The sequence below is a fragment of the Paraburkholderia phytofirmans PsJN genome, from assembly GCF_000020125.1.
Lineage (GTDB): Bacteria > Pseudomonadota > Gammaproteobacteria > Burkholderiales > Burkholderiaceae > Paraburkholderia > Paraburkholderia phytofirmans.
In genome coordinates this window covers 2,093,804-2,112,796 of record NC_010676.1, presented here as the reverse complement: position 1 = coordinate 2,112,796, position 18,993 = coordinate 2,093,804, and the positions used below count along the sequence as shown (strand labels likewise).

At 62.5% G+C, this 18,993-nt stretch carries 17 protein-coding genes; 12 read left to right on the top strand and 5 right to left on the bottom strand.

Annotated elements, in window-relative coordinates:
- Nucleotides 1–152: 152 nt before the first annotated feature.
- Nucleotides 153–893, top strand: coding sequence for a DUF2278 family protein (locus BPHYT_RS29220; protein ID WP_012427736.1), 741 nt, complete (start codon nucleotides 153–155; stop codon nucleotides 891–893).
- 86 nt (nucleotides 894–979) lie between these two features.
- Here BPHYT_RS29220 and BPHYT_RS29215 read toward each other — a convergent pair whose 3' ends face one another.
- Entirely contained in the window at nucleotides 980–2,194 is a 1,215-nt protein-coding gene (locus BPHYT_RS29215; RefSeq protein WP_238535683.1) for a porin, read from the bottom strand.
- Between the two features lie 433 nt (nucleotides 2,195–2,627).
- Between BPHYT_RS29215 and BPHYT_RS29210 the strand changes: the two genes are divergently transcribed.
- The 9 genes from BPHYT_RS29210 (at nucleotide 2,628) to BPHYT_RS29170 (ending at nucleotide 12,697) form a co-directional block, all read left to right on the top strand.
- A complete protein-coding gene (locus tag BPHYT_RS29210; protein WP_012427734.1) occupies nucleotides 2,628–3,068 on the top strand; it encodes a rhodanese-like domain-containing protein in 441 nt (146 codons plus the stop codon).
- 118 nt (nucleotides 3,069–3,186) lie between these two features.
- Nucleotides 3,187–4,152 (top strand): transcriptional regulator FtrA, encoded by a 966-nt coding sequence (gene ftrA, locus BPHYT_RS29205; RefSeq protein ID WP_012427733.1) that lies wholly within the window; start codon nucleotides 3,187–3,189, stop codon nucleotides 4,150–4,152.
- 163 nt (nucleotides 4,153–4,315) lie between these two features.
- On the top strand, nucleotides 4,316–5,530 hold the full coding sequence (locus BPHYT_RS29200; RefSeq protein WP_012427732.1) for a DUF2252 domain-containing protein: 1,215 nt from the start codon (nucleotides 4,316–4,318) through the stop codon (nucleotides 5,528–5,530).
- A 276-nt stretch (nucleotides 5,531–5,806) separates the two neighbouring features.
- Nucleotides 5,807–7,219: a GH1 family beta-glucosidase gene (locus BPHYT_RS29195; protein WP_012427731.1), complete on the top strand. Its 1,413-nt coding sequence runs from the start codon at nucleotides 5,807–5,809 to the stop codon at nucleotides 7,217–7,219.
- Nucleotides 7,220–7,304: 85 nt separating this feature from the next.
- Nucleotides 7,305–8,543: an ABC transporter substrate-binding protein gene (locus tag BPHYT_RS29190; RefSeq protein ID WP_012427730.1), complete on the top strand. Its 1,239-nt coding sequence runs from the start codon at nucleotides 7,305–7,307 to the stop codon at nucleotides 8,541–8,543.
- Between the two features lie 9 nt (nucleotides 8,544–8,552).
- On the top strand, nucleotides 8,553–9,497 hold the full coding sequence (locus tag BPHYT_RS29185) for a carbohydrate ABC transporter permease (protein WP_012427729.1): 945 nt from the start codon (nucleotides 8,553–8,555) through the stop codon (nucleotides 9,495–9,497).
- The gene (locus BPHYT_RS29180; RefSeq protein ID WP_012427728.1) at nucleotides 9,497–10,417 is read left to right on the top strand and encodes a carbohydrate ABC transporter permease; all 921 of its coding nucleotides are present in this window, start codon (nucleotides 9,497–9,499) and stop codon (nucleotides 10,415–10,417) included. The genes BPHYT_RS29185 and BPHYT_RS29180 overlap by 1 nt, the downstream gene beginning before the upstream one ends.
- Nucleotides 10,418–10,421: 4 nt before the next feature.
- Nucleotides 10,422–11,603, top strand: a complete 1,182-nt coding sequence (locus BPHYT_RS29175; protein WP_012427727.1) for an ABC transporter ATP-binding protein — start codon at nucleotides 10,422–10,424, stop codon at nucleotides 11,601–11,603.
- 50 nt (nucleotides 11,604–11,653) lie between these two features.
- Nucleotides 11,654–12,697: a LacI family DNA-binding transcriptional regulator gene (locus BPHYT_RS29170; RefSeq protein ID WP_012427726.1), complete on the top strand. Its 1,044-nt coding sequence runs from the start codon at nucleotides 11,654–11,656 to the stop codon at nucleotides 12,695–12,697.
- Between the two features lie 61 nt (nucleotides 12,698–12,758).
- Here BPHYT_RS29170 and BPHYT_RS29165 read toward each other — a convergent pair whose 3' ends face one another.
- On the bottom strand, nucleotides 12,759–13,616 hold the full coding sequence (locus BPHYT_RS29165) for a PA4780 family RIO1-like protein kinase (RefSeq protein WP_012427725.1): 858 nt from the start codon (nucleotides 13,614–13,616) through the stop codon (nucleotides 12,759–12,761).
- 708 nt (nucleotides 13,617–14,324) lie between these two features.
- Between BPHYT_RS29165 and BPHYT_RS29160 the strand changes: the two genes are divergently transcribed.
- Nucleotides 14,325–16,037: a SulP family inorganic anion transporter gene (locus tag BPHYT_RS29160; protein WP_012427724.1), complete on the top strand. Its 1,713-nt coding sequence runs from the start codon at nucleotides 14,325–14,327 to the stop codon at nucleotides 16,035–16,037.
- A gap of 48 nt (nucleotides 16,038–16,085) precedes the next feature.
- Here the strand turns inward: BPHYT_RS29160 and BPHYT_RS29155 are convergent, their stop codons facing one another.
- The 3 genes from BPHYT_RS29155 to BPHYT_RS29145 form a co-directional block, all read right to left on the bottom strand.
- A complete protein-coding gene (locus BPHYT_RS29155; protein WP_012427723.1) occupies nucleotides 16,086–16,433 on the bottom strand; it encodes a hypothetical protein in 348 nt (115 codons plus the stop codon).
- 69 nt (nucleotides 16,434–16,502) lie between these two features.
- On the bottom strand, nucleotides 16,503–17,141 hold the full coding sequence (locus tag BPHYT_RS29150) for a LysE family translocator (RefSeq protein ID WP_012427722.1): 639 nt from the start codon (nucleotides 17,139–17,141) through the stop codon (nucleotides 16,503–16,505).
- 164 nt (nucleotides 17,142–17,305) lie between these two features.
- Entirely contained in the window at nucleotides 17,306–18,190 is an 885-nt protein-coding gene (locus tag BPHYT_RS29145) for a LysR family transcriptional regulator (RefSeq protein ID WP_012427721.1), read from the bottom strand.
- 145 nt (nucleotides 18,191–18,335) lie between these two features.
- On the opposite strand from BPHYT_RS29145, the gene BPHYT_RS29140 reads away from it, so the two are divergent.
- Entirely contained in the window at nucleotides 18,336–18,770 is a 435-nt protein-coding gene (locus BPHYT_RS29140; protein WP_012427720.1) for a VOC family protein, read from the top strand.
- Nucleotides 18,771–18,993: the final 223 nt, after the last annotated feature.

Genomic DNA, 18,993 nt, shown 5'->3' with positions numbered 1-18,993 from the left:
TTGTTATCGACAGTTCGAGGTTTTTATTTAATTGATTCTCAATATGTTGCCGATTGGCTTCGGCCGGCTCGCCGGCGCGCCGGCGACCAGACGGCCGGCGCTGTCACATTTCACACCTACAATTTGTTCTGGCCTACTCGGGAGACGATGTGATGGCGCAAAACGAATATGTGCTTTTCAAGGGCAAGTTGAAACTTGGTGTCCCGTTCCTCGACGGTTACAAGGGCGATCCGCACTATGTGATCGTCAGCGAGGATTCGAGCGGCAAAGAGTTCCGCATCGTCACGAACGTCAAATCGGACAGCTCCCTGACCGGCGCAGCGGGATATCTGGTGCTCTACGCATGGAATCAGTATTTCGATCACCCCTTGATCGCCGACCTTCAGAAGTTGTCAGCCGGAGTAAGCACCTCGGGCTTCCCGAAGCTGGACTACGTCCACGACCCGAGGCTCGTCGATCTGAGCACCATGCGTCCAATCCCGCTGGACACGAAGACGGAACACAACGACATCAACGCTCTGCTCAACGAGATGCTCAAGCTGGATATGTCCGCGGCGCCCGTCGAATTCGTCTATCCGACGCCAGGCTATAGCGACAATCGCCGGGGATGGAAGCCGACCACCAATGTGACGATTTATGGATTCGGCTTTCTCTTCGAACCGCAGAAGGACGGTCTGCACGAGACGCACATGAATCAGGGGAATCCGAAACCGCAGCCAGGCAGCAAGATGAAAGACCATTCCTCCGAAAACGGCACGTTTCAGGACGGCGCGGTCATCGTGGAGGTTGATGGCAAGTTTCAGGCGCTGTTCGTCGCGTTTCAGACGCAACTCGTCCCGACCGATAACCGTGGCCGCCCTATACCGGGCACTTCGCATCCGATACTCGGCTAGGTTCGCTTTTGCCGGCCCCTGGCCGTTGTGTGGCGGCACGACCCGCCGCGCAGGCGGGGGTCGTCAAAAAACCGCGCAAAAGGTATCTAGAAACGGGTGCGCAAACCGACGGTGGCGACAACCTGATTGGAAGTCCCAGAGGCGCCGCCCGCAGTGTTAATAAACGCCACATAGTTGTGGCCGATCACGTGCTGATACATGCCTTCGACATAAACGTCCGTGCGTTTCGACAGCAAATATACGGCTTGCAGGTTAACCTGGTTCCATTTCGGATCCGAGCCGTATGCGGTGTTGCTGCCATTGCCCACGTGGCCGTCGGTATAGGTGTCGGCAATGCCGAGATTGATAGCAGGCGTAAGCGCGTACTTGGCGTTCAATTCATAGTTATCGAAGCGCATCGTGCCGCTGTTGCCGACGTTCGTCTGGCCGAACGACGTGGTCCCTTGAAACTGGCTGTGAGTGTAGACAAAGCCGACTGCAGCCGGGCCGAATTTGTAGTTGAGCGCAGCGCCCACGGTACGCTGAACGTCCGCACCCAGGTTAAATCCGCCACTGCCATTCGCAGCCGATTCGCCGATATCGACCGCCCCCGAACTGCTCGAAGTGGTGTTCGTCGAGCCGTTGATCTGCAAATAACCGGCAGCGGCCGTCAAAGGCCCGAAGGCATAACTGACGCCGGCACTGTAGGCACGATTCACAGCAAAGCTGGTGTTGTTCGAAAAGGCATACATGCCACCGAATGTCAGACCCGCATAGTTGACGCTCGTGTATTTGACCGCGTTATTGATCCGTACCGAGTGGTTCAGGTTGTCGTTGTCGAACGGATGCGCGAAACCGGTGTCGCCGAAAGTCCCGGCAGTGGCGGACAAAGGCGCAACGAAATCGACCAGCGAGTCGTATTGCCGCCCGAGAGTCACGGCGCCGAATTGCGTGGCGCTGAGGCCCACATACGCCTGCCGTCCGAACATCCGGCCGTCTTGCCCCAATTTGCCGTTTTGAACGTTAAAACCGTTCTCCAGCACGAAAATTGCCTTCAGCCCGCCGCCGAGGTCTTCCGCGCCGCGCATGCCGAAGCGGCTCCCGTTGATGTTGCCGCTCGTGGCCTGTACGAGCGCTCCGTGCGAGCCGCTCTTCGATACATTGTTGGTGTACATCAGACCTGCGTCGATCAGGCCGTAAAGCGTCACCGAGCTCTGCGCATGAACGCTGCCCGATGTCGCAAGTACTCCAGAAATAGCACAGATAGTGGCAATTCTTTTCACGAGCGCCTCCGGTGAACGACAACGTAATCGGTCCTTCATCGCAGTGTATTAATTTGCGCTCGAAAGCAATATTCGTTTCCAGCATGGTACGGCGTCCTGCATATTTTTCGCGCTTGTCATATCGCAGTCAAAATCGCCGTGCGATAAGGCCTGTCGGATGATTCCGGCTTGTGCGCGGCCGATAAAAACGCTGTGCGGCGTTGCTTGAATGAGACGGAGACGCGGTGCTGTTAATCCGCTAGCCGTGGCATCGCCGCCGGAGCGGCCGGTTGGGGAGATCGGAAACGTGCCAGCCCTCGAGTTCGACATGCGGACACTCGGTATGACTGCTGCGCACGAGCACGCTGTGATGAGCTTTAAAGCGGATGGCGCCGTGGCGCGATGTTACCGGAATATGTCATTCGCGCCACTGGCTGACTGTGCATGAGACCGGGACAATGCATTGCAATGATCCACGCACAAGGAGATACATATGTCCCCTGTCTCATCCGTACCGCCCGCCGACAGCGCCTCGGCGCTCGCCCACTTCAGCGCGTCGCTGTCGTTCGAAACCGATTGTGCCGACGTCCACGCGGCGCTCACGAGCGACGACCCGCGTTCAGTCGATTTCATCCTGCTCGACGTGCGCGGTCCGCAGCATTTCTCGCGCGGCCATGTGCCAGGCGCAGTGAATCTCATGCACGGCAAGATCGTGGCGTCGAAGCTCGCCGCCTATTCGCCCGATACGCTTTTCGTCACCTATTGCGCGGGCCCTCATTGCAACGGAGCGACACGCGCCGCAATCAGGCTCGCCCAGCTCGGCCGACCCGTCAAGGTAATGATCGGCGGCATTACGGGTTGGCTCGACGAGGGGTTCCAGCTGGCTATGGTCGATGAGACGTTGCCTCGGCGCGATCCGCTCGCTCTCGATTGACTTCGTTTTCGTCGTCTTTGCCTTCGGTCGTGCAGGCACATCAGGCGGCTTGATCGTGGCATTGCGCGCCACGCCGGATGAGTGTGGCGGGATCATCGATCTCCGGTAACATCACGCCATGCACAATCATCTCGTCGTCGCGCTGGCTTACGACCGGCTCTGCACCTTCGAATTCGGCTGCGTGACCGAACTGTTCGCGCTCGAGCGCCCTGAACTTGGCGTGGACTGGTATCGCTTTGCGGTCTGCGCAAGCGAGCCGGGGCCGATCCGGGCGGCGGGCGGCATCACGCTTGCCGCGCCTTATACGCTCAAGCTGCTGGAGCGCGCCGACACGATCGTCATTCCCGGCTGGCGCGATGCCGACGAAATGCCGCCCGAACCGCTCCTGAAGAAAATCCGCGCCGCCTACGCGCGCGGCGCGCGTCTCTGTTCGATCTGCTCCGGCGTGTTCGTGCTCGCGGCGGCGGGCGTGCTCGACGGCAAGGCCGTGACGACCCACTGGCGCTATGCCGACAAATTGCAGCAGCGCTACCCGCAATTGCACGTGCAACCGGACGCGCTGTATGTCGACGAAGGGCAGATCATCACCTCGGCGGGTTCGGCGGCGGGGCTCGACATGCTGCTGCATCTGGTGCGGCGCGACCACGGCAGCGCGGTGGCGAACCGGGTCGCGCAGCGGCTCGTGGTGCCGCCGCATCGCGAGGGCGGCCACGCGCAGTTTGTGCAGCGTCCCATGCCGCAGGACGACAGCGGGCGTCTGTCCAGCCTGATGGACTGGGTGCGCAGCCATCCCGCTTTGCCGCATACGTTGCGCTCGCTCGCCGAGCGGGCGGCGATGAGCCCGCGCACCCTGCAGCGGCAGTTTCACGATGCCACCGGCATGGCGCCTTATGAATGGCTCGTACGCGAACGCGTGGCCATTGCGCGCGATCTGCTCGAAGCGCCCGCGCCGCTGCCGATGGCGCGCGTCGCGGAACTGGCGGGCTTCGGTTCCGAGGAATCGTTGCGGCGGCACTTCCGGCGCATTGCGTTGACGAGTCCGGGTGCGTACCGCAAGAGGTTCGGCGCGCGCGAATCGGCCTAGCGTCACGACGCGCACGACGCGCAAGCACTGTCGAAGGTCGATACCATGAGCGGGCGTCGACATGTCGCGCTGTGGTCTACTGTCGAACAGTGGGGCGCCGCGCCGCGCGGCCTGCGCCCTCGGTCGCGGCAATGCGCAACTTGCCCGCATTCAAAGGAAACTCATGCTCGATATCGTCAGCACGATCGCCAGCTTTAACGCCGGTCGCGATCCCGAACGGCTCGCGATGAAATACAAAGCCATGCGCACGTCGCCGTTCGTGTTTTTGCGCGGCACGTGTCACCTGTTTTACGAGCGCCTGCCGCGCGACAAGGTGTTCGACGACGCGCCGCCGGTGTGGATCTGCGGCGACATGCATCTGGAAAATTTCGGCAGCTACAAGGGCGACAACCGGCTCATCTACTTCGACAACAACGACTTCGACGAAGCCTGCCTCGCGCCGAATCTCTACGAACTGGTGCGTCTGTTGACGAGCGTGCTGGTCGGCGCGAGCGATCTCAAGCTGAGCCGCGCGCAGGCGCTGGGGCTGTGCCACACCGCGCTGGAAAAATATGGCGCGGCGCTGGCGCATGGCAAGGCGCGCTGGATCGAAGCGGAAACTGCAACCGGCATGGTGCGCGATCTGTTCGTCGCGCTTGCAAGCCGCACGCGGGCGGCGCATCTGGACCGGCGCACGGTGCTCAAAGGCAAGACCCGCATGCTGAAAGTGGACGGCAAAAAAGCGCTGGCGGTCAGCGACGCGCAGCGTGCCGCCGTCACGCAGTTCATGCAGAAGTTTGCCGCGGGCGAGCCCAATCCTGATTTCTTCCGCATTCTCGACGTGGCGCGGCGCATTGCCGGCACGGGGAGCCTCGGCGTGGATCGTTACGTGATTCTCGTCGAAGGCAAAGGCTCGCCTGACGGCAACTATCTGATCGATCTGAAAGAGGCGCTGCCTTCTTCCGTGACACCGCACGTGAGCACGCCACAACCGGCGTGGCAGACAGAAGCGCAACGCGTCGTCGAAATTCAGCGGCGCAATCAGGCGGTCTCGCAGGCGTTCCTGCATGCGGTCGAATTCAATCAGCGTTCGTATGTGCTGCGCAGCCTGCAACCTTCGGAAGATCGCGTGGCCTTGAGCGACTGGGACGGCAAGCTGCCGCGTCTCGAAGCGGTGGTCAGCAGCATGGCCGAGTTGAGTGCGTGGGCGCATCTGCGCAGCGGCGGGCGGCAGAAGTCGTCGATCGCCGACGATCTGATCGCGTTCGGCAATCGCCAGGACTGGCAAGTGCCGTTGTTGGGAATCGCGACGCAGTGCGAGGCGCAGGTGGCGGCGGACTGGAAAACCTACTGCGACGCCTACGACAACGGTGCGTTCAACCTGAGCGCGAAGCCGTGAGATCGCATCGCGCCTGCGGCGCGTGAGATTGCGCCCGCCACGCTTGCAACACCACGCTTGCAACACATTCGCACCGCCTCTCGCCAAGGCTGTCGCAATGCCCGGTGCATCGCCGCGCCGGGCGTGCCAGGCATCGCTCCAGACAAACCCTGATTGCTGTGTCGAATCCGCCGCTGCTATCGTTCGCAGGTCTTGTGGAAGCGCTTCCACCCAGCTCTCAGGCGTGAGCGTTCTGGCTTCCGCCGTACCCGGTTCAACGACCTCAGCGAGGAATCCGTGGCAAACGACGCATCCGCTGTATCCGACGCTCTGTCTCCCCGTTCCCCATCACTCGCCGATCCTTTCACGCCGCCCGCAGACTCGTCGCTGTGGCGCAAGAGCTTTCTGCTCGGCGCGGCTACCGCTTCTTATCAGATCGAAGGCGCGGTGAACGAAGACGGCCGCCTGCCGTCCATCTGGGACACGTTCTCGGCGAAGCCCGGCAAGGTGCTGGCCGGCGACACCGGCGCGGTGGCCTGCGATCACTATCATCGCTGGCAAGCCGACGTCGATCTGCTGGCCGGCCTCGGCCTCGAAGCCTACCGGCTCTCGATCGCCTGGCCACGCGTGATGGACGCGGCCGGCGCGCCGAACCGCAAAGGGCTCGACTTCTACAAGCGCCTGCTGGCGCGGCTGAAAGAGAAGGGCATCACGACCTTCGTCACGCTGTATCACTGGGACTTGCCGCAGCATCTTGAAGATTGCGGCGGCTGGCTCAATCGCGATACCGCCTACCGTTTCGCCGATTACGCCGACCTGATGAGCCGCGAACTGGCCGGCAGCGTTGACGCATGGATGACGCTCAACGAGCCGTGGTGTTCGGCGTATCTCGGCTACGGTAACGGCCACCACGCGCCGGGACTCGCCGACGCCCGTTACGCCACGCAGGCCATGCATCATCTGCTGCTGGCGCATGGTCTTGCGGTGCCGGTGTTGCGCGCCAACGATCCGGCGTCGCAAGTCGGCATCGTCGCCAATATCGGACGCGGCACGGCCAACAGCGAGAGCGCCGCCGATCAACGCGCGGCGCATCTGTTCGAGGTGCAGCACAACGCTTGGATTCTCGATCCGCTCCTCAAGGGCAGCTACCCGCAGGATCTGTTTGAGTTGTGGCCGGGCACGGAGCCGCTGGTGCTCGACGGCGACATGCAAACCATTGCCGCGCCGCTGGACTTCCTCGGCATCAACTATTATTTCCGCACGAATGTCGCGAGCGACGGCGCGCATGGTTTCAGGGACGTGCCGCTAGAAGGTGTCGAGCGCACGCAGATGGGTTGGGAGGTGTATCCGGACGGCCTGCGCGATCTGCTGACCGGTTTCAAGGCCACGTATGCGAACCTGCCGCCAATCTACATCACCGAAAACGGCATGGCCTCGGACGACAAGGTGATCGACGGCCAGGTGGAGGACAGCCAGCGCATCTCGTTCCTCAAACGCCATCTCTCCGCGGTCGATCAGGCGATCAAGGCAGGCGTTGAGATTCGCGGCTATTTTCTCTGGTCGCTGATGGACAACTTCGAGTGGGCCTTCGGATACGAACGGCGCTTTGGTATCGTGCATGTCGATTACGCGACCCAGAAACGCACGATCAAGCGCAGCGCGAATCTGGTGTCGAAATTCCTGAAGGAGCGCAAGGCACGCACTGAATAGCAGGTGAAAGCTGGTTTGTATGTCGACTTGAAACACGGGCGCCTGGGCTTGGCGCAAGTTGGTTGCATGATCGAGAGGAGACGGAATGAACAGCAAAAAACTGGTCTTGCGAGGCGTGGTTGCGGCGCTGGCGTTGTATGGCGTCGTCGCGCAGGCGGAGCCGTTGAAGGCCAACGTGATTCACTGGTGGACCTCGGGCGGCGAGTCGGCCGCGATTCGCCAGTTTGCCGATGCGTATAACAAGGCCGGCGGGCAGTGGGTCGACAACGCGGTGGCGGGAGCCGATCAGGCGCGCTCCACGGCGATCAACCGGATCGTGGGCGGAGATCCACCCACGGCTGCGCAGTTCAATACGTCCAAGCAGTTTCACGACCTGATCGATCAGGGCCTGCTCAACAATGTCGACGACGTCGCCGCGAAAGAGAACTGGAACGGCGTGTTCCCGCAGTCGATTATCGACAGCATCAAGGTGAAGGGACATTACTACGCCGCGCCTGTCGATATCCATATGCCGGCGTGGTTCTTCTACTCGAAGCCGGTGTTCCAGAAAGCGGGCATCGCTGGCGAGCCGAAGAGCTATGACGAGTTCATCGCCGATCTCGGCAAGCTGAAAACCGCGGGCGTGATTCCGCTCGCGCTCGGCGGCCAGCCCTGGCAGGAGAAAATCACCTTCGACGCGGTGCTGGCGGACGTGGGAGGCCCCGATCTCTACATGAAGGTGTATCGCGATCGCGACATGAACGCCGTGAAGTCGGACGCGTTCAAGAAAGTGCTGGCCTCGTTCAAACGCCTGCACGATTTCGTCGACCCCGGTTCGCCCGGCCGCAACTGGAACGACGCCACGGCGCTCGTGATTTCCGGCAAGGCGGGCGTGCAGATCATGGGCGACTGGGCCAAGGGTGAATTCTCGGCGGCCAATCAGAGCGCGGGCAAGGACTTCGGCTGCTTCCCGGGTTTCGGTCCGCATTCGCCGTATCTGGTCGCGGGCGACGTATTCGTGTTCCCGAAAACGGACAATCCCACCACGATCAAGGCGCAGAATCTGCTTGCCACGGTGATGACCTCGCCGGCCGCGCAAGTGGCATTCAGCGCGAAGAAAGGCTCGATTCCGATTCGTCCCGACGTGGACGGCAGCAGTCTCGACATCTGCGCGAAGGAGGGCATTGCGATCATGAAGGACAAGTCGCGTCAGCTGCCGAATCCGGAAATGCTGCTCTCGCCTGACACGCAGGGCGCCTTGATCGACGTCGTCACTAACTTCTGGAACAAGAACCAGTCGGTCGACGACGCGCAGAAAGCGTTCGCCAGTGCGTTGAAGAGCTAGGTGCGCGGCATGCACGCGCTCAAGTTGCCGGCCGGAGGGTCGTCCAAGGCCCATCGGATGCGGCTGAAAAAGCCGCTCAAAAAGCGCTTTCCGATTGCGGCGTGGCTCGCGCTGCTGCCAATGGTCATGACCGTCGTCTTCGCCTATCTCGGCACGATGGTCTGGACCGCGCGCGTGTCGCTCAGCAATTCGCGCACATTTCCGTCCGGCGACTTCGCGGGTTTCACGCAATACGCGCGGCTCTTCAATAACGACCGCTGGCTGCTGTCGTTGCAGAACATCGTGATCTACGGCGCGTGCTTTATCGTGGCGTGCATGGTGATCGGTTTGCTGCTGGCGATTTTCATCGATCAGCGCGTGGTCGCCGAAGGCGCGTTGCGCACGGTGTTTCTCTATCCGTATGCAATGTCGTTCGTGGCGACGGGGCTCGTGTGGCAGTGGATCCTGAACCCGGAACTGGGCGCGCAGGCCGTGCTGCACAAGCTCGGATTCGCACACGCGCGTTTCGACTGGATCGTCGATCAGGACTGGGTGATTTACACCATCGTGATCGCGACCGTGTGGCAGGCCTCGGGTCTGGTGATGGCGTTGTTGCTGGCGGGCCTGCGCGGCATCGACGACGAGTTGTGGAAAGCCGCGCGCATCGACGGCATTCCGCGTTGGCGGGTCTACGTCAGCATCGTCGTGCCGATGCTGGGGCCATCCATCTCCACTGCTTTCGTGCTGCTGTTCGTGATGGTCGTGAAGCTCTACGACGCGGTGGTCGCGATGACGCAAGGCGGCCCCGGCACGGCGAGCGAAGTGCCGGCGAAGTTCATCATGGACTATCTGTTCGGCCGCGCCAATATCGGGCTCGCTTCGGCGGCGTCGATCGTGTTGCTGGCCACCGTGCTGGCGATTCTCGCGCCGTTCTTCTATGCCCGCAGCCGTGCGGCCCTGCGTAAGGAGGTGTGATGAACACGCTCAGCCCGCCGCTCAAAGGCGGCACGCCGCCGAGCCGCGCGCGGCCGCGTCGCCGCCGTACGGCGTTCACTCCGGCGCGCCTCGGCGTCTACGCGTTCCTGCTCACGGCCGCGCTGTTCTTCCTGCTGCCGCTCTACGTGATGCTCGTCACCTCGGTTAAGCCGATGAACGAGATCCGCCTCGGCAATCTGCTGGCATTTCCCACGCATTTCACGCTCAGCGCGTGGAGCGCCGCGTGGCAGTCCGCCTGCACGGGGCTCGATTGCAACGGCATTCAGGTCGGTTTCTGGAACTCGGTGCGTATTGTCGTGCCGAGCACGATTCTGTCGATCGCGATCGGCGCGGTGAACGGCTACGCCTTGTCGTTCTGGCGGCCGCGCGGCGCCGGCCTGCTGTTCGGCGTGCTGCTGATGGGCGCGTTCATTCCCGTGCAGGTGATGGTCTATCCGCTCGTGCGCGTGCTGGCGAGCGTGCATCTGTTCAGCTCGCTGCCGGGCATCGTGGTGATTCACACCATCTTCGGCATGCCGGTGATGACACTGCTGTTCCGCAACTACTACGTGTCGATTCCGCAGGAGCTGTTCAAGGCGGCGCGCATCGACGGCGGCGGCTTCTGGCGCATCTTCGTGCAACTGATGCTGCCCATGTCCACGCCGATCATCGTGGTGGCGGTCATCATGCAGGTCACGGGCATCTGGAACGACTTCATTCTCGGCCTCGTGTTCGCCGGCACCAAAAATCTGCCGATGACGGTGCAGTTGAACAACATCATCAATACGACGACCGGCGAGCGCCTCTATAACGTCAATATGGCGGCGACCATTCTGACCTCCATGGTGCCGCTCGCGGTGTACTTCGTTTCGGGCCGCTGGTTCGTGCGCGGCATTGCATCCGGCGCTGTCAAGGGATAGGGCGATGACAAACGTGGCTAATATGGCGAACGCGGCGGATATGGCGGGTGGGGTGGGCGTGGCGGATGTGGCGAGCAGTCCCGATGCGGCGGACGCCGCGGGCCTCACGAATCCGGCCAACGTCGCCGTGCGCAATCTGACGATTCAACTCGGCGCGAATACGGTGATCGAGAATCTCGATCTCGACGTGCAAGCCGGCGAATTCGTCGTGCTGCTCGGGCCGTCCGGCTGCGGCAAATCGACCTTGCTGCACAGCATTGCCGGCTTGATCGACGTGACCGACGGCAGCATCGAGATTGCCGGCGAAGACATGACCTGGGCCGATCCGAAAGACCGGCGCATCGCGCTGGTGTTCCAGTCGTACGCGCTGTATCCGACCATGAGCGTGGAGCGCAATCTGTCGTTTGCCTTGCGCATCAACGGTACGCCGAAAGCGGAAATCGCGCGGCGCGTGGCGCGTGCCTCCGAGATGCTGCAACTCGGGCCGCTGCTCAAGCGCAAACCGGCGCAGCTCTCGGGCGGACAACGGCAGCGGGTGGCGATCGGCCGGGCAATCGTGCGCGAGGCCGACGTGTTCCTGTTCGACGAACCGCTCTCGAATCTCGACGCCAAATTGCGCACCGAACTGCGCCGCGAACTCAAGCAACTGCACCAGCGCCTGGGCGCGACGATGATCTACGTCACGCACGATCAGGTCGAGGCCATGACGCTTGCTACCCGCATGGCGGTGATGCGCGGCGGCGTGATCCAGCAGTTCGGCACGCCCGCCGAAGTCTACGCGCGCCCCGACAACCTGTTCGTCGCGACGTTCCTCGGCACGCCCGCGATGAATCTGATCAAGGGCAGACTCGAAACACGCGACGGCGCGCTCCACTTCTGTACGGAGCATTGGCGGCTCGACGTGTCGAGGTACCCGTTCAGGACCACGCCGGCGAACGGCTTGCCGTGCGTGCTCGGCGTGCGGGCCGAAGACGTGCGGCTGGCCGAAGGAGCGAGCGAACACGCAAAAGTTTCGCTAGTGGAGCCGATGGGCAACCACCGGGTCATCTGGCTCGACTATCATGGAGTGCAGGTCGCATCGATCGACCAGACGAAGACACCGTTGGCGATAGGGGACGCCGCGGCGTTTTCGTTCGACAGTACCCATGTCTCTCTGTTCGACGAAGCGGGCGGCGCGCGTTTATAGCGCCGGCACGCGGCGTCACTGACAATACAACATGCTTGACGGAGATCCGCGTGGCAACACTCAAAGATGTCGCGGCACTGGCCGGCGTGGGCATGTCGACCGCGTCGCGCGCCATTTCCGGTAAAGGACCCATCTCAGCCGATGCCGCCGCCCGCGTGAAGGCGGCCATCGAACAGTTGAACTTTCGTCCGTCTTCCATCGGCCGGGCCATGGCCACGCAGTCGCTCGGCATGGTCGGCATTTTCGTGCCGACGTTTTTCGGCTCCTACTACGGCACGATTCTCAAGCAGACCGACGAAGAACTGCGCGCGGTGCGCCGTCACGTGGTGGTGGCGACCGGCTGCGGAGAAGTCTCGCCGCGCGAGCAGGCGATCGAGGCGGTGCGCTTTCTGATCGGCCGCGATTGCGACGGCGTAGTGGTGATCAGCCACGATCTGCACGACGAAGACCTGATCATGCTTCACAAGATGCACCCGAAAATGGTGTTTCTGAACCGCGCGTTCGATCAGTTGCCGGAAGCGTCGTTTTGCGCCGACCACCATCGTGGCGGCGAACTGGCGGCGCGCACGCTGCTCGATCACGGGCATCGCGAGATCGCGGTGATTTCGGGGCCTTTCACTTCTTCGGACAACCAGATGCGCCTGGACGGCTTCTTCGCCGAATTGGCGCGCGAGGGCATTGCGCGCGACGACGTCACGCTGATCGAGTCGGACTTCTCACCGGAAGGCGGCTATGTGGCCGCGCAAAAACTGCTCGGCGCGAAGCGCCGTTTCACTGGGCTGTTCTGCGCGAACGATACGATGGCGGTGAGTGCGCTGGCCTGTTTTCACCAGGCGGGCATCTCGGTGCCCGGCGAAGTCTCGGTGATCGGTTACGACGACGATTATTCGGCCCCGTATGCCGCGCCCGGACTCACCTCGGTCCATATTCCGACTGCGGAATTGACGCAGAATGCCGTGCGCTGGCTGATCAATCAGTGCTACCGGACCACATGGGAGATTTTCCGCGAGTTTCCGGTGAGCGTGACGATGCGTGAGTCGGTGGGACCGGCGCCGGGTGCGATAAAGGCGGGGCGGTTGAGCAGCACGTCGTAGCTGGTTTTTGTGCGCGAAGGCGGCGCGGCGCTAGCGGCCCCTGCCGCTTGCGCGCGAACGTTTAGGTGCCGCTGCGCAGCGACTGCTCATAGCGCAGGCGCGCTTCTTCGTCGAGACGCGTATCTTCGAGTTCCTGAAGCACGGCTTCGAGATCGATCGGCGTGGTATCCAAGGCGACGCGGCCGGTCAACGCGGCGTCGACATGCAATGCGCCCGCTTCGTACAGCGACCAGATTTCCTTGCCGTAACTGGTCTCCAGTAACGTTGGCGCGAAGCGGCCGAAATACGTGGCGAGGTTGTTGACGTCGCGCTCGAGCATGGCGGGCGCTTCGAGATTGCCGGCGGCATCCACGGCCTGCGGCAGGTCGATGATGACCGGGCCGTCCGCGGCAAGCAGGATGTTGTATTCGGACAGGTCGCCGTGAATCATGCCGGCGCACAGCATGCGCACCACCTCGTTCACCAGCCGCGCATGCAGTTCGAGCGCGCGTTCTTCCGTCATCTCGACATCGTTCAGACGCGGCGCGACATTGCCGTCGGCGTCGGTCACCAACTCCATCAGCAATACGCCGTCGGTGCAGATGAAAGGCTGCGGCACGCGTACGCCCGCGTTCGCGAGCTGGAAGAGCGCGTCGACTTCGGCGTTCTGCCAGGCCTGTTCCTGCACTTCACGGCCATAGCGGCTGCCTTTTTCCATCGCGCGTTGCTGGCGGCTGTTCTTGACCTTGCGGCCTTCGCGGTACGAAGCGGCCTGGCGGAAGCTGCGCTGCTTGGCGTCCTTGTAGACCTTCGCGCAGCGCGTGGCGTCGCCGCTGCGCACCACGTAGACGGTGGCTTCCTTGCCGCTCATCAATTGGCTGATGACTTCGTCGATCAAGCCTTCTTCGACCAGCGGGAGCAGACGTTTCGGAGTTTTCATGCGACCGCCGAAGAGCGGTGGGCGGCGCGGCGGCGATAAGCGGCCGGCTGAGAGGGCAGGTGATGCGAGATTCGGGTCATGCGGGATTATACGGGAGAGCGCCGTGAGCATAAAAACAGCCGTGATCGGGGTCCTGAACTCGAACGCTGCTTGCCCGATGATTTCAACGCGCTCTCGAATCGCTAGAACCGTCCTTCTAAATGCCGGGCGGCGAAAAAGGGAGCCGATGTGTCGGTCGGAATGGAGGCTGAACTCGCAACCGTTTGCGCAATGCGTTGGCCGTTGAACATATCGCTCGCCACGATTAACGCCGCATTTTCTGCTTATTTCTCGACGCAACCGCCGGTGGACTCACGCGAGATTGTTGTAGCTGCCACTACAGTCCTTTGCTGTTTTCCCTCATTCAATTCGCATGCCGATCGCGTAAACTTGCCGGTAACAAGATGTTACGGGGTGCGAGATGTTGGCCGTGTTCTTCATTGCCTGCCCGATCTGCATTGCCGCGTTGTTTGGTTTCGCGCGGCACGTGGATCCGGTGACCGGACAGTTCAAGCGTTGAGTCAGTCAGCCGGGCGTGGTCCGCGGCGCCAACCGAGCGTGCGTGCTGCGCTGTTCGCTTTTCTTGAGCCGATCTCGCTACAGGTCTTGCCTTTAAGTGCCGAGTCGCGGCACGATGCGCGATAAACCTGGATTAGGGCAGCATCGCCTATGCGAGATTTTCTGGCGGCTATCACGGCACGTGTCAGCGTGCTGAAGGGCGTCCTTCCTCTGAACCGCGCCGCGGCGGCGCGCGATGCGCTGGCCGGTGTGCAGCTTGCGTCGATGGATATTCCGCAAGTGCTCGGCTACGCGCGTATTGCCGGCATGCCGGCTGTGACTGGCCTGTACACGGTCTTTCTTCCGCTGATCGCCTTTGCGTTTTTCGGTGCCTCGCGGCATCTGGTCGTGGCCGCCGACTCCGCGACCGCCACCATCTTCGCAAGCCGGCTTGCCACCATGGCGCCGGCCTCAAGCGCTGAATATGCCGCGCTCGCCGCGATAGTCGCCTTGCAGACCGCTGCCTTGCTGTTCATCGCGCGGATTTTCAAGCTGGGCTTTCTCGCCGATTTTCTGTCGCGTACCGTGCTGGTCGGATTTCTCGCCGGCGTCGGCGTGCAGGTCGGCATTGCGATGCTCGGCGACATGTTCGGCTTGCCCGGACACGCCGCGCGCAGCGTCGATCAGCTCGTGCTGGTGGTGCGCGAAGCCGCGCAGATCAATCGGCCGACGCTCGCCATTTCGCTGCTGGTGGTCGTCGCCATTCTGACGTGCAAACGCTTTCTGCCACGCGTGCCGGTGCCGTTGATCGCGGTCGTGGCGGGCATTGCCGCGAGCGATCTCTGTCGCTTCCCGGCCCACGGCATCGCCGTGCTCGGCCCGGTCGCGGGTGGGTTGCCGCCACTGCGCGTGCCGTCGGTGACATGGCAGCAGATGCTCGATCTGCTGCCCGTGGCGGCGTCCTGCTTTGTGATGATCGTCGCGCAGAGCGCCGCCGCGAGCCGCGTGTTCGCCGAGCGTCATCACGAGCCCGTTGATACCAACGCCGACTTGCTGGGCATCGCCGCGGCCAATGCGGCGGCGGCGTTTTCAGGCGCCTTCGTGGTGAACGGCAGCCCGACGCAAACCGCCATGGCCGATCTCGCCGGCACGCGCAGCCAGTTCGCGCAGTTGGTCTTCGCGGCGGTGGTGGTGGCGGTGCTGCTGTTTTTCAGCCGCTTTTTGCAGTATCTGCCGCACTGCATTCTGGCCAGCATCGTGTTTACGATCGCCATCGGCCTGATCAATCTGAAGACCTTGTTTGCGATCCGCCGCGAGAGTCCCGGCGAATTCTCACTGGCCGTGTTCACCGCGGCGGCCGTGGTGCTGATCGGCGTCGAGCACGGCATTCTGGTGGCGGTGGCGCTCTCGCTGCTGCGTCACGTGCGCCACAGCTACCGTCCGCATACGATGATTCTCGCTCCCGGCGACGATGGCGTCTGGGTGCCGGTGCCCGCCGTGCCCGGCATTCAGACCGCGCCGGGTATGATCGTCTACCGCTTCGGCGCCGATCTGTTTTACGCGAACGACCACTTTTTCGTCGACGATACGCGGCGCCTGATCGACCTCGCCCCGAGCAAGGTGCGCTGTTTCGTGATCGACGCAAGCGCGATCACCGACATCGACTATTCGGCCTCACGCTCGATCGGCGAGTTGTGCCAGACGTTGAAGAGCGAAGGCATCGAGGTCCTGTTCGCGCGCGTGAACCGCTATTTGCGTTCGGACATGGACCGGCACGGCATCACGCCGATCGTCGGGGAAGGTTGCATCTTCAACACGTTGCACGAAGCGCTGCGCACGGCCGGTGTGGAGAAGCCGGACCGGCATGTGAAAGAGGCTACGTAAGCGTGGGTTGGCGCACGGGCAGCGCGATGCGCGGCTTCTGGGTGGCGCTTATTCGTCAGCGAAGAAATAGCCGATGAAGAAACACACGCCCGCGATAACAGCGCCCAACACCGCCACCGTATAAGCGAGCGCCGTGCCGTGCCAGAGCCCGTCGAACCACTGATGCAACTGCGCCATCAGCACGGCAGCATTGCCGCCGATACGCTGCAATTCGATCTGATAGCGCGGATCGGCCACGCTGTACATGGAGACGGCGCTGTCGGGCGGCGGCGTGGTCGCATAGATGATCACGGCCAGAATCACGCCGGTCACGAACGCCGTGACGCCCGCGAGGTAGAGCCGCTTCTGCCATGGCGAGTGCCGCGCTGCCGGATTCACTTCGTTGCCGCCGTTCATCGTATTCGTCTGTCCGCTTCGATTGTCACGGCGACAGTATCGCAGAGCGGCGGGCGTCTCCCGGCGCGCTCAGTTCTTCGAAGTCAGCAGCTTGATGCCGGCAATGCCGAACATGATCGCGAGCGACCCGTCCAGCCAGCGCCGGATCGACGCGTAGATGCGCCGTGCGGAAGCGGTCGAAAACAGCACCGCATAGCTGCTGAACACCGATACGCCGATGCACATGCAGCCGAGCACCACCGGCGCGGTATGCGAGGTGCCACCGGCCGGCGACATGGCCAGCGAGACGATCGACAGCCACACCAGAATCGCTTTCGGATTGGTGAGATGCAGCAGCAGGCCGCGCAAATAGAGACGCTTGAGTGGTTCGTTATCACGCGCCGTGCCCGTGGGCAATGCCTTGGGTCGGAACGCGGAGCGCGCGGACTTGAAGCCGAGCCACAACAGATACAAGCCGCCGGCAATCTTGATCGCCACCAGACATTCCGAGTAAGTGGCGAGTACCGCCGACAAACCCAGCGACGCCAGCAGCGCCCAGAAGAACGAACCCGACACCACGCCGAGCGCGAAGGTCAACGCGGAACGGCGGCCCGAGCTCATCGCCAGTGACATGATCGCGAGATTGCTCGGCCCGGGGCTCGCCGTACCGACGAAGTAGGCGCTGTAGGCGATCAGGACATCGGCGGTGAGGAAGGTGCTGGCGATCATGGACTGGGCCTTGGTGGCGGGCAGGGCGTGCAACTCGGAGCGCACGCGGGTAAGGGGCGCGAGACATTGCGCGAACGCAGATTTTGCACGTGGGCCGGAGAATCCCACAGATACAGTTCGTTGCCCCAACAACAGCACAATCGCTTACACGCGGCGGCTTAGGCTCACGCACCGGCTGCCATGCCGATGCAATCCGCGAGCGCGCCCGCCACCGCCTGGCGGCTATGCCGCGGACGCTGCACGAGCCCGATCTCCCGCAGAAACGTCGCTTCACCAAGTTCAAGCGCGACGATGCCGGCGGGCCATTTGCCGAGCCCGGCGCTATTCGGAAGCAGCGCCACGCCGATGCCACGCGCGACCAATTGCACGATGCCCTGCAGTTCGTCCAACTCGATCACGTCGCGCACATTGACCCGCGAGCGCCGCAGAAACCGGTCGACCAGCCTGCCGCCGAACGAGGTGCGGTCGTAGCGGATAAACGGCTCGCTGCGCAGCAGTTCGCGCCAGGACCGCGCCGCGCCCTTGCCGCGCACGAGCGCCTTGGGTACGAGCAGCACGAACGGCTCGGTGACGAGCGTGCGCCATTCGAGTTCGGACGGCAGCGCGAAGGGCGGTTTGATGATGACGGCCAGATCCAGTTCGCCGGAATCCACTTGCCCCAGCAGGCCCAGCGACACGCCGGGCACGACGCGAATGCGCCAGCCGGGACGGTCGTCGCGAAAGCGCGCGAGTGCGTCGGCGAGAAACGACACTTGCGCGGATGCAATCGCGCCCACCCGCAGCATGCCGCTTTCCGCCGCGACCGCGCCACGTTCGGAGAGCCGCGCGTAGAGCGTCATCATTTCCTCGGCGAGCGCGAGCGTTTCGCGGCCGGCGTCGTTGAGCGTGGCGGAACGGCCGGTGCGGTCGAATAGCGCAAAGCCCAGTTCTTCTTCGAGCCGTTGCATCTGCGCGCTCACCGCGGATTGCGTCAGGCCGATGCGCGCACCGGCGCCCGAAAACGTGCCGTACTGGCTCACAGCGATGAAAGTCTTGAGTTCGCTCAACATGTTCGATTGATCGAATTTGGTGATAGTGAGGTCAAATATATATCGTTTTTCACCATTTTTAGTCATGGTTAAACTTTGCCTCACGCGTGCGGCCTTTTAAGCGCCGGCACGTTCAACCCAATTTCGATCAGCGAGTTTCCCCATCATGAGCGTTGCCGATACCGTCTTGCCGCCGTTCCATCTGGCGTTCCCCGTTCACAGCCTTGCCGCCGCGCGCGAGTTTTACGGCGAACTGCTGGGCTGCCCGGAAGGGCGCAGCTCGGACGCGTGGGTCGATTTCAATTTCTACGGCCATCAGATCGTCGCGCACCTCGCGCCGGAGGAAATCGGCCACCGTCACACCAGCAAGGTCGACGGCGACGCCGTGCCGGTCCGCCACTTCGGCGCGGTGCTCTCCATGGCGCAATGGCAGGCCGCAGCGGACAAGCTGCAGGCGGCCGGCATCGACTTCATCATCGAGCCGCACGTGCGTTTCAAGGGCGAAGTGGGCGAACAGGCGACCATGTTCTTTCTCGACCCATCAGGCAACGCGCTGGAATTCAAGGCGTTTGCGGATATGTCGGCATTGTTTGCGAAGTAACGCCAGTAGCGGCACGGTAGAGAGTCGATGATCGAATAAGCTTTGAATGCGCGTGAAGTATTTGCTTCGCGCAAAACAATCCATGCGATGTTTCGCGACGCGCTCGCGTGACATCGCGTGGAAGCAGCACCTCAATTTCGGCTATCTTCTCTCATCAAACGTTTGCTTCCCGGCAAACTCTCTCGCGGTTCGAACGTCGTTTTTCCTTGCAATAACCTTCCTG

What these genes read in the sequence shown, in the direction of transcription:
- BPHYT_RS29220 (WP_012427736.1), top strand. Translation starts at nt 153, where the DNA reads ATGGCGCAAAACGAATATGTGCTTTTCAAGGGCAAGTTGAAACTTGGT.
- BPHYT_RS29215 (WP_238535683.1), bottom strand. Translation starts at nt 2,194, where the DNA reads ATGAAGGACCGATTACGTTGTCGTTCACCGGAGGCGCTCGTGAAAAGA.
- BPHYT_RS29210 (WP_012427734.1), top strand. Translation starts at nt 2,628, where the DNA reads ATGTCCCCTGTCTCATCCGTACCGCCCGCCGACAGCGCCTCGGCGCTC.
- ftrA (WP_012427733.1), top strand. Translation starts at nt 3,187, where the DNA reads ATGCACAATCATCTCGTCGTCGCGCTGGCTTACGACCGGCTCTGCACC.
- BPHYT_RS29200 (WP_012427732.1), top strand. Translation starts at nt 4,316, where the DNA reads ATGCTCGATATCGTCAGCACGATCGCCAGCTTTAACGCCGGTCGCGAT.
- BPHYT_RS29190 (WP_012427730.1), top strand. Translation starts at nt 7,305, where the DNA reads ATGAACAGCAAAAAACTGGTCTTGCGAGGCGTGGTTGCGGCGCTGGCG.
- BPHYT_RS29185 (WP_012427729.1), top strand. Translation starts at nt 8,553, where the DNA reads ATGCACGCGCTCAAGTTGCCGGCCGGAGGGTCGTCCAAGGCCCATCGG.
- BPHYT_RS29180 (WP_012427728.1), top strand. Translation starts at nt 9,497, where the DNA reads ATGAACACGCTCAGCCCGCCGCTCAAAGGCGGCACGCCGCCGAGCCGC.
- BPHYT_RS29175 (WP_012427727.1), top strand. Translation starts at nt 10,422, where the DNA reads ATGACAAACGTGGCTAATATGGCGAACGCGGCGGATATGGCGGGTGGG.
- BPHYT_RS29165 (WP_012427725.1), bottom strand. Translation starts at nt 13,616, where the DNA reads ATGAAAACTCCGAAACGTCTGCTCCCGCTGGTCGAAGAAGGCTTGATC.
- BPHYT_RS29160 (WP_012427724.1), top strand. Translation starts at nt 14,325, where the DNA reads ATGCGAGATTTTCTGGCGGCTATCACGGCACGTGTCAGCGTGCTGAAG.
- BPHYT_RS29155 (WP_012427723.1), bottom strand. Translation starts at nt 16,433, where the DNA reads ATGAACGGCGGCAACGAAGTGAATCCGGCAGCGCGGCACTCGCCATGG.
- BPHYT_RS29150 (WP_012427722.1), bottom strand. Translation starts at nt 17,141, where the DNA reads ATGATCGCCAGCACCTTCCTCACCGCCGATGTCCTGATCGCCTACAGC.
- BPHYT_RS29145 (WP_012427721.1), bottom strand. Translation starts at nt 18,190, where the DNA reads ATGTTGAGCGAACTCAAGACTTTCATCGCTGTGAGCCAGTACGGCACG.
- BPHYT_RS29140 (WP_012427720.1), top strand. Translation starts at nt 18,336, where the DNA reads ATGAGCGTTGCCGATACCGTCTTGCCGCCGTTCCATCTGGCGTTCCCC.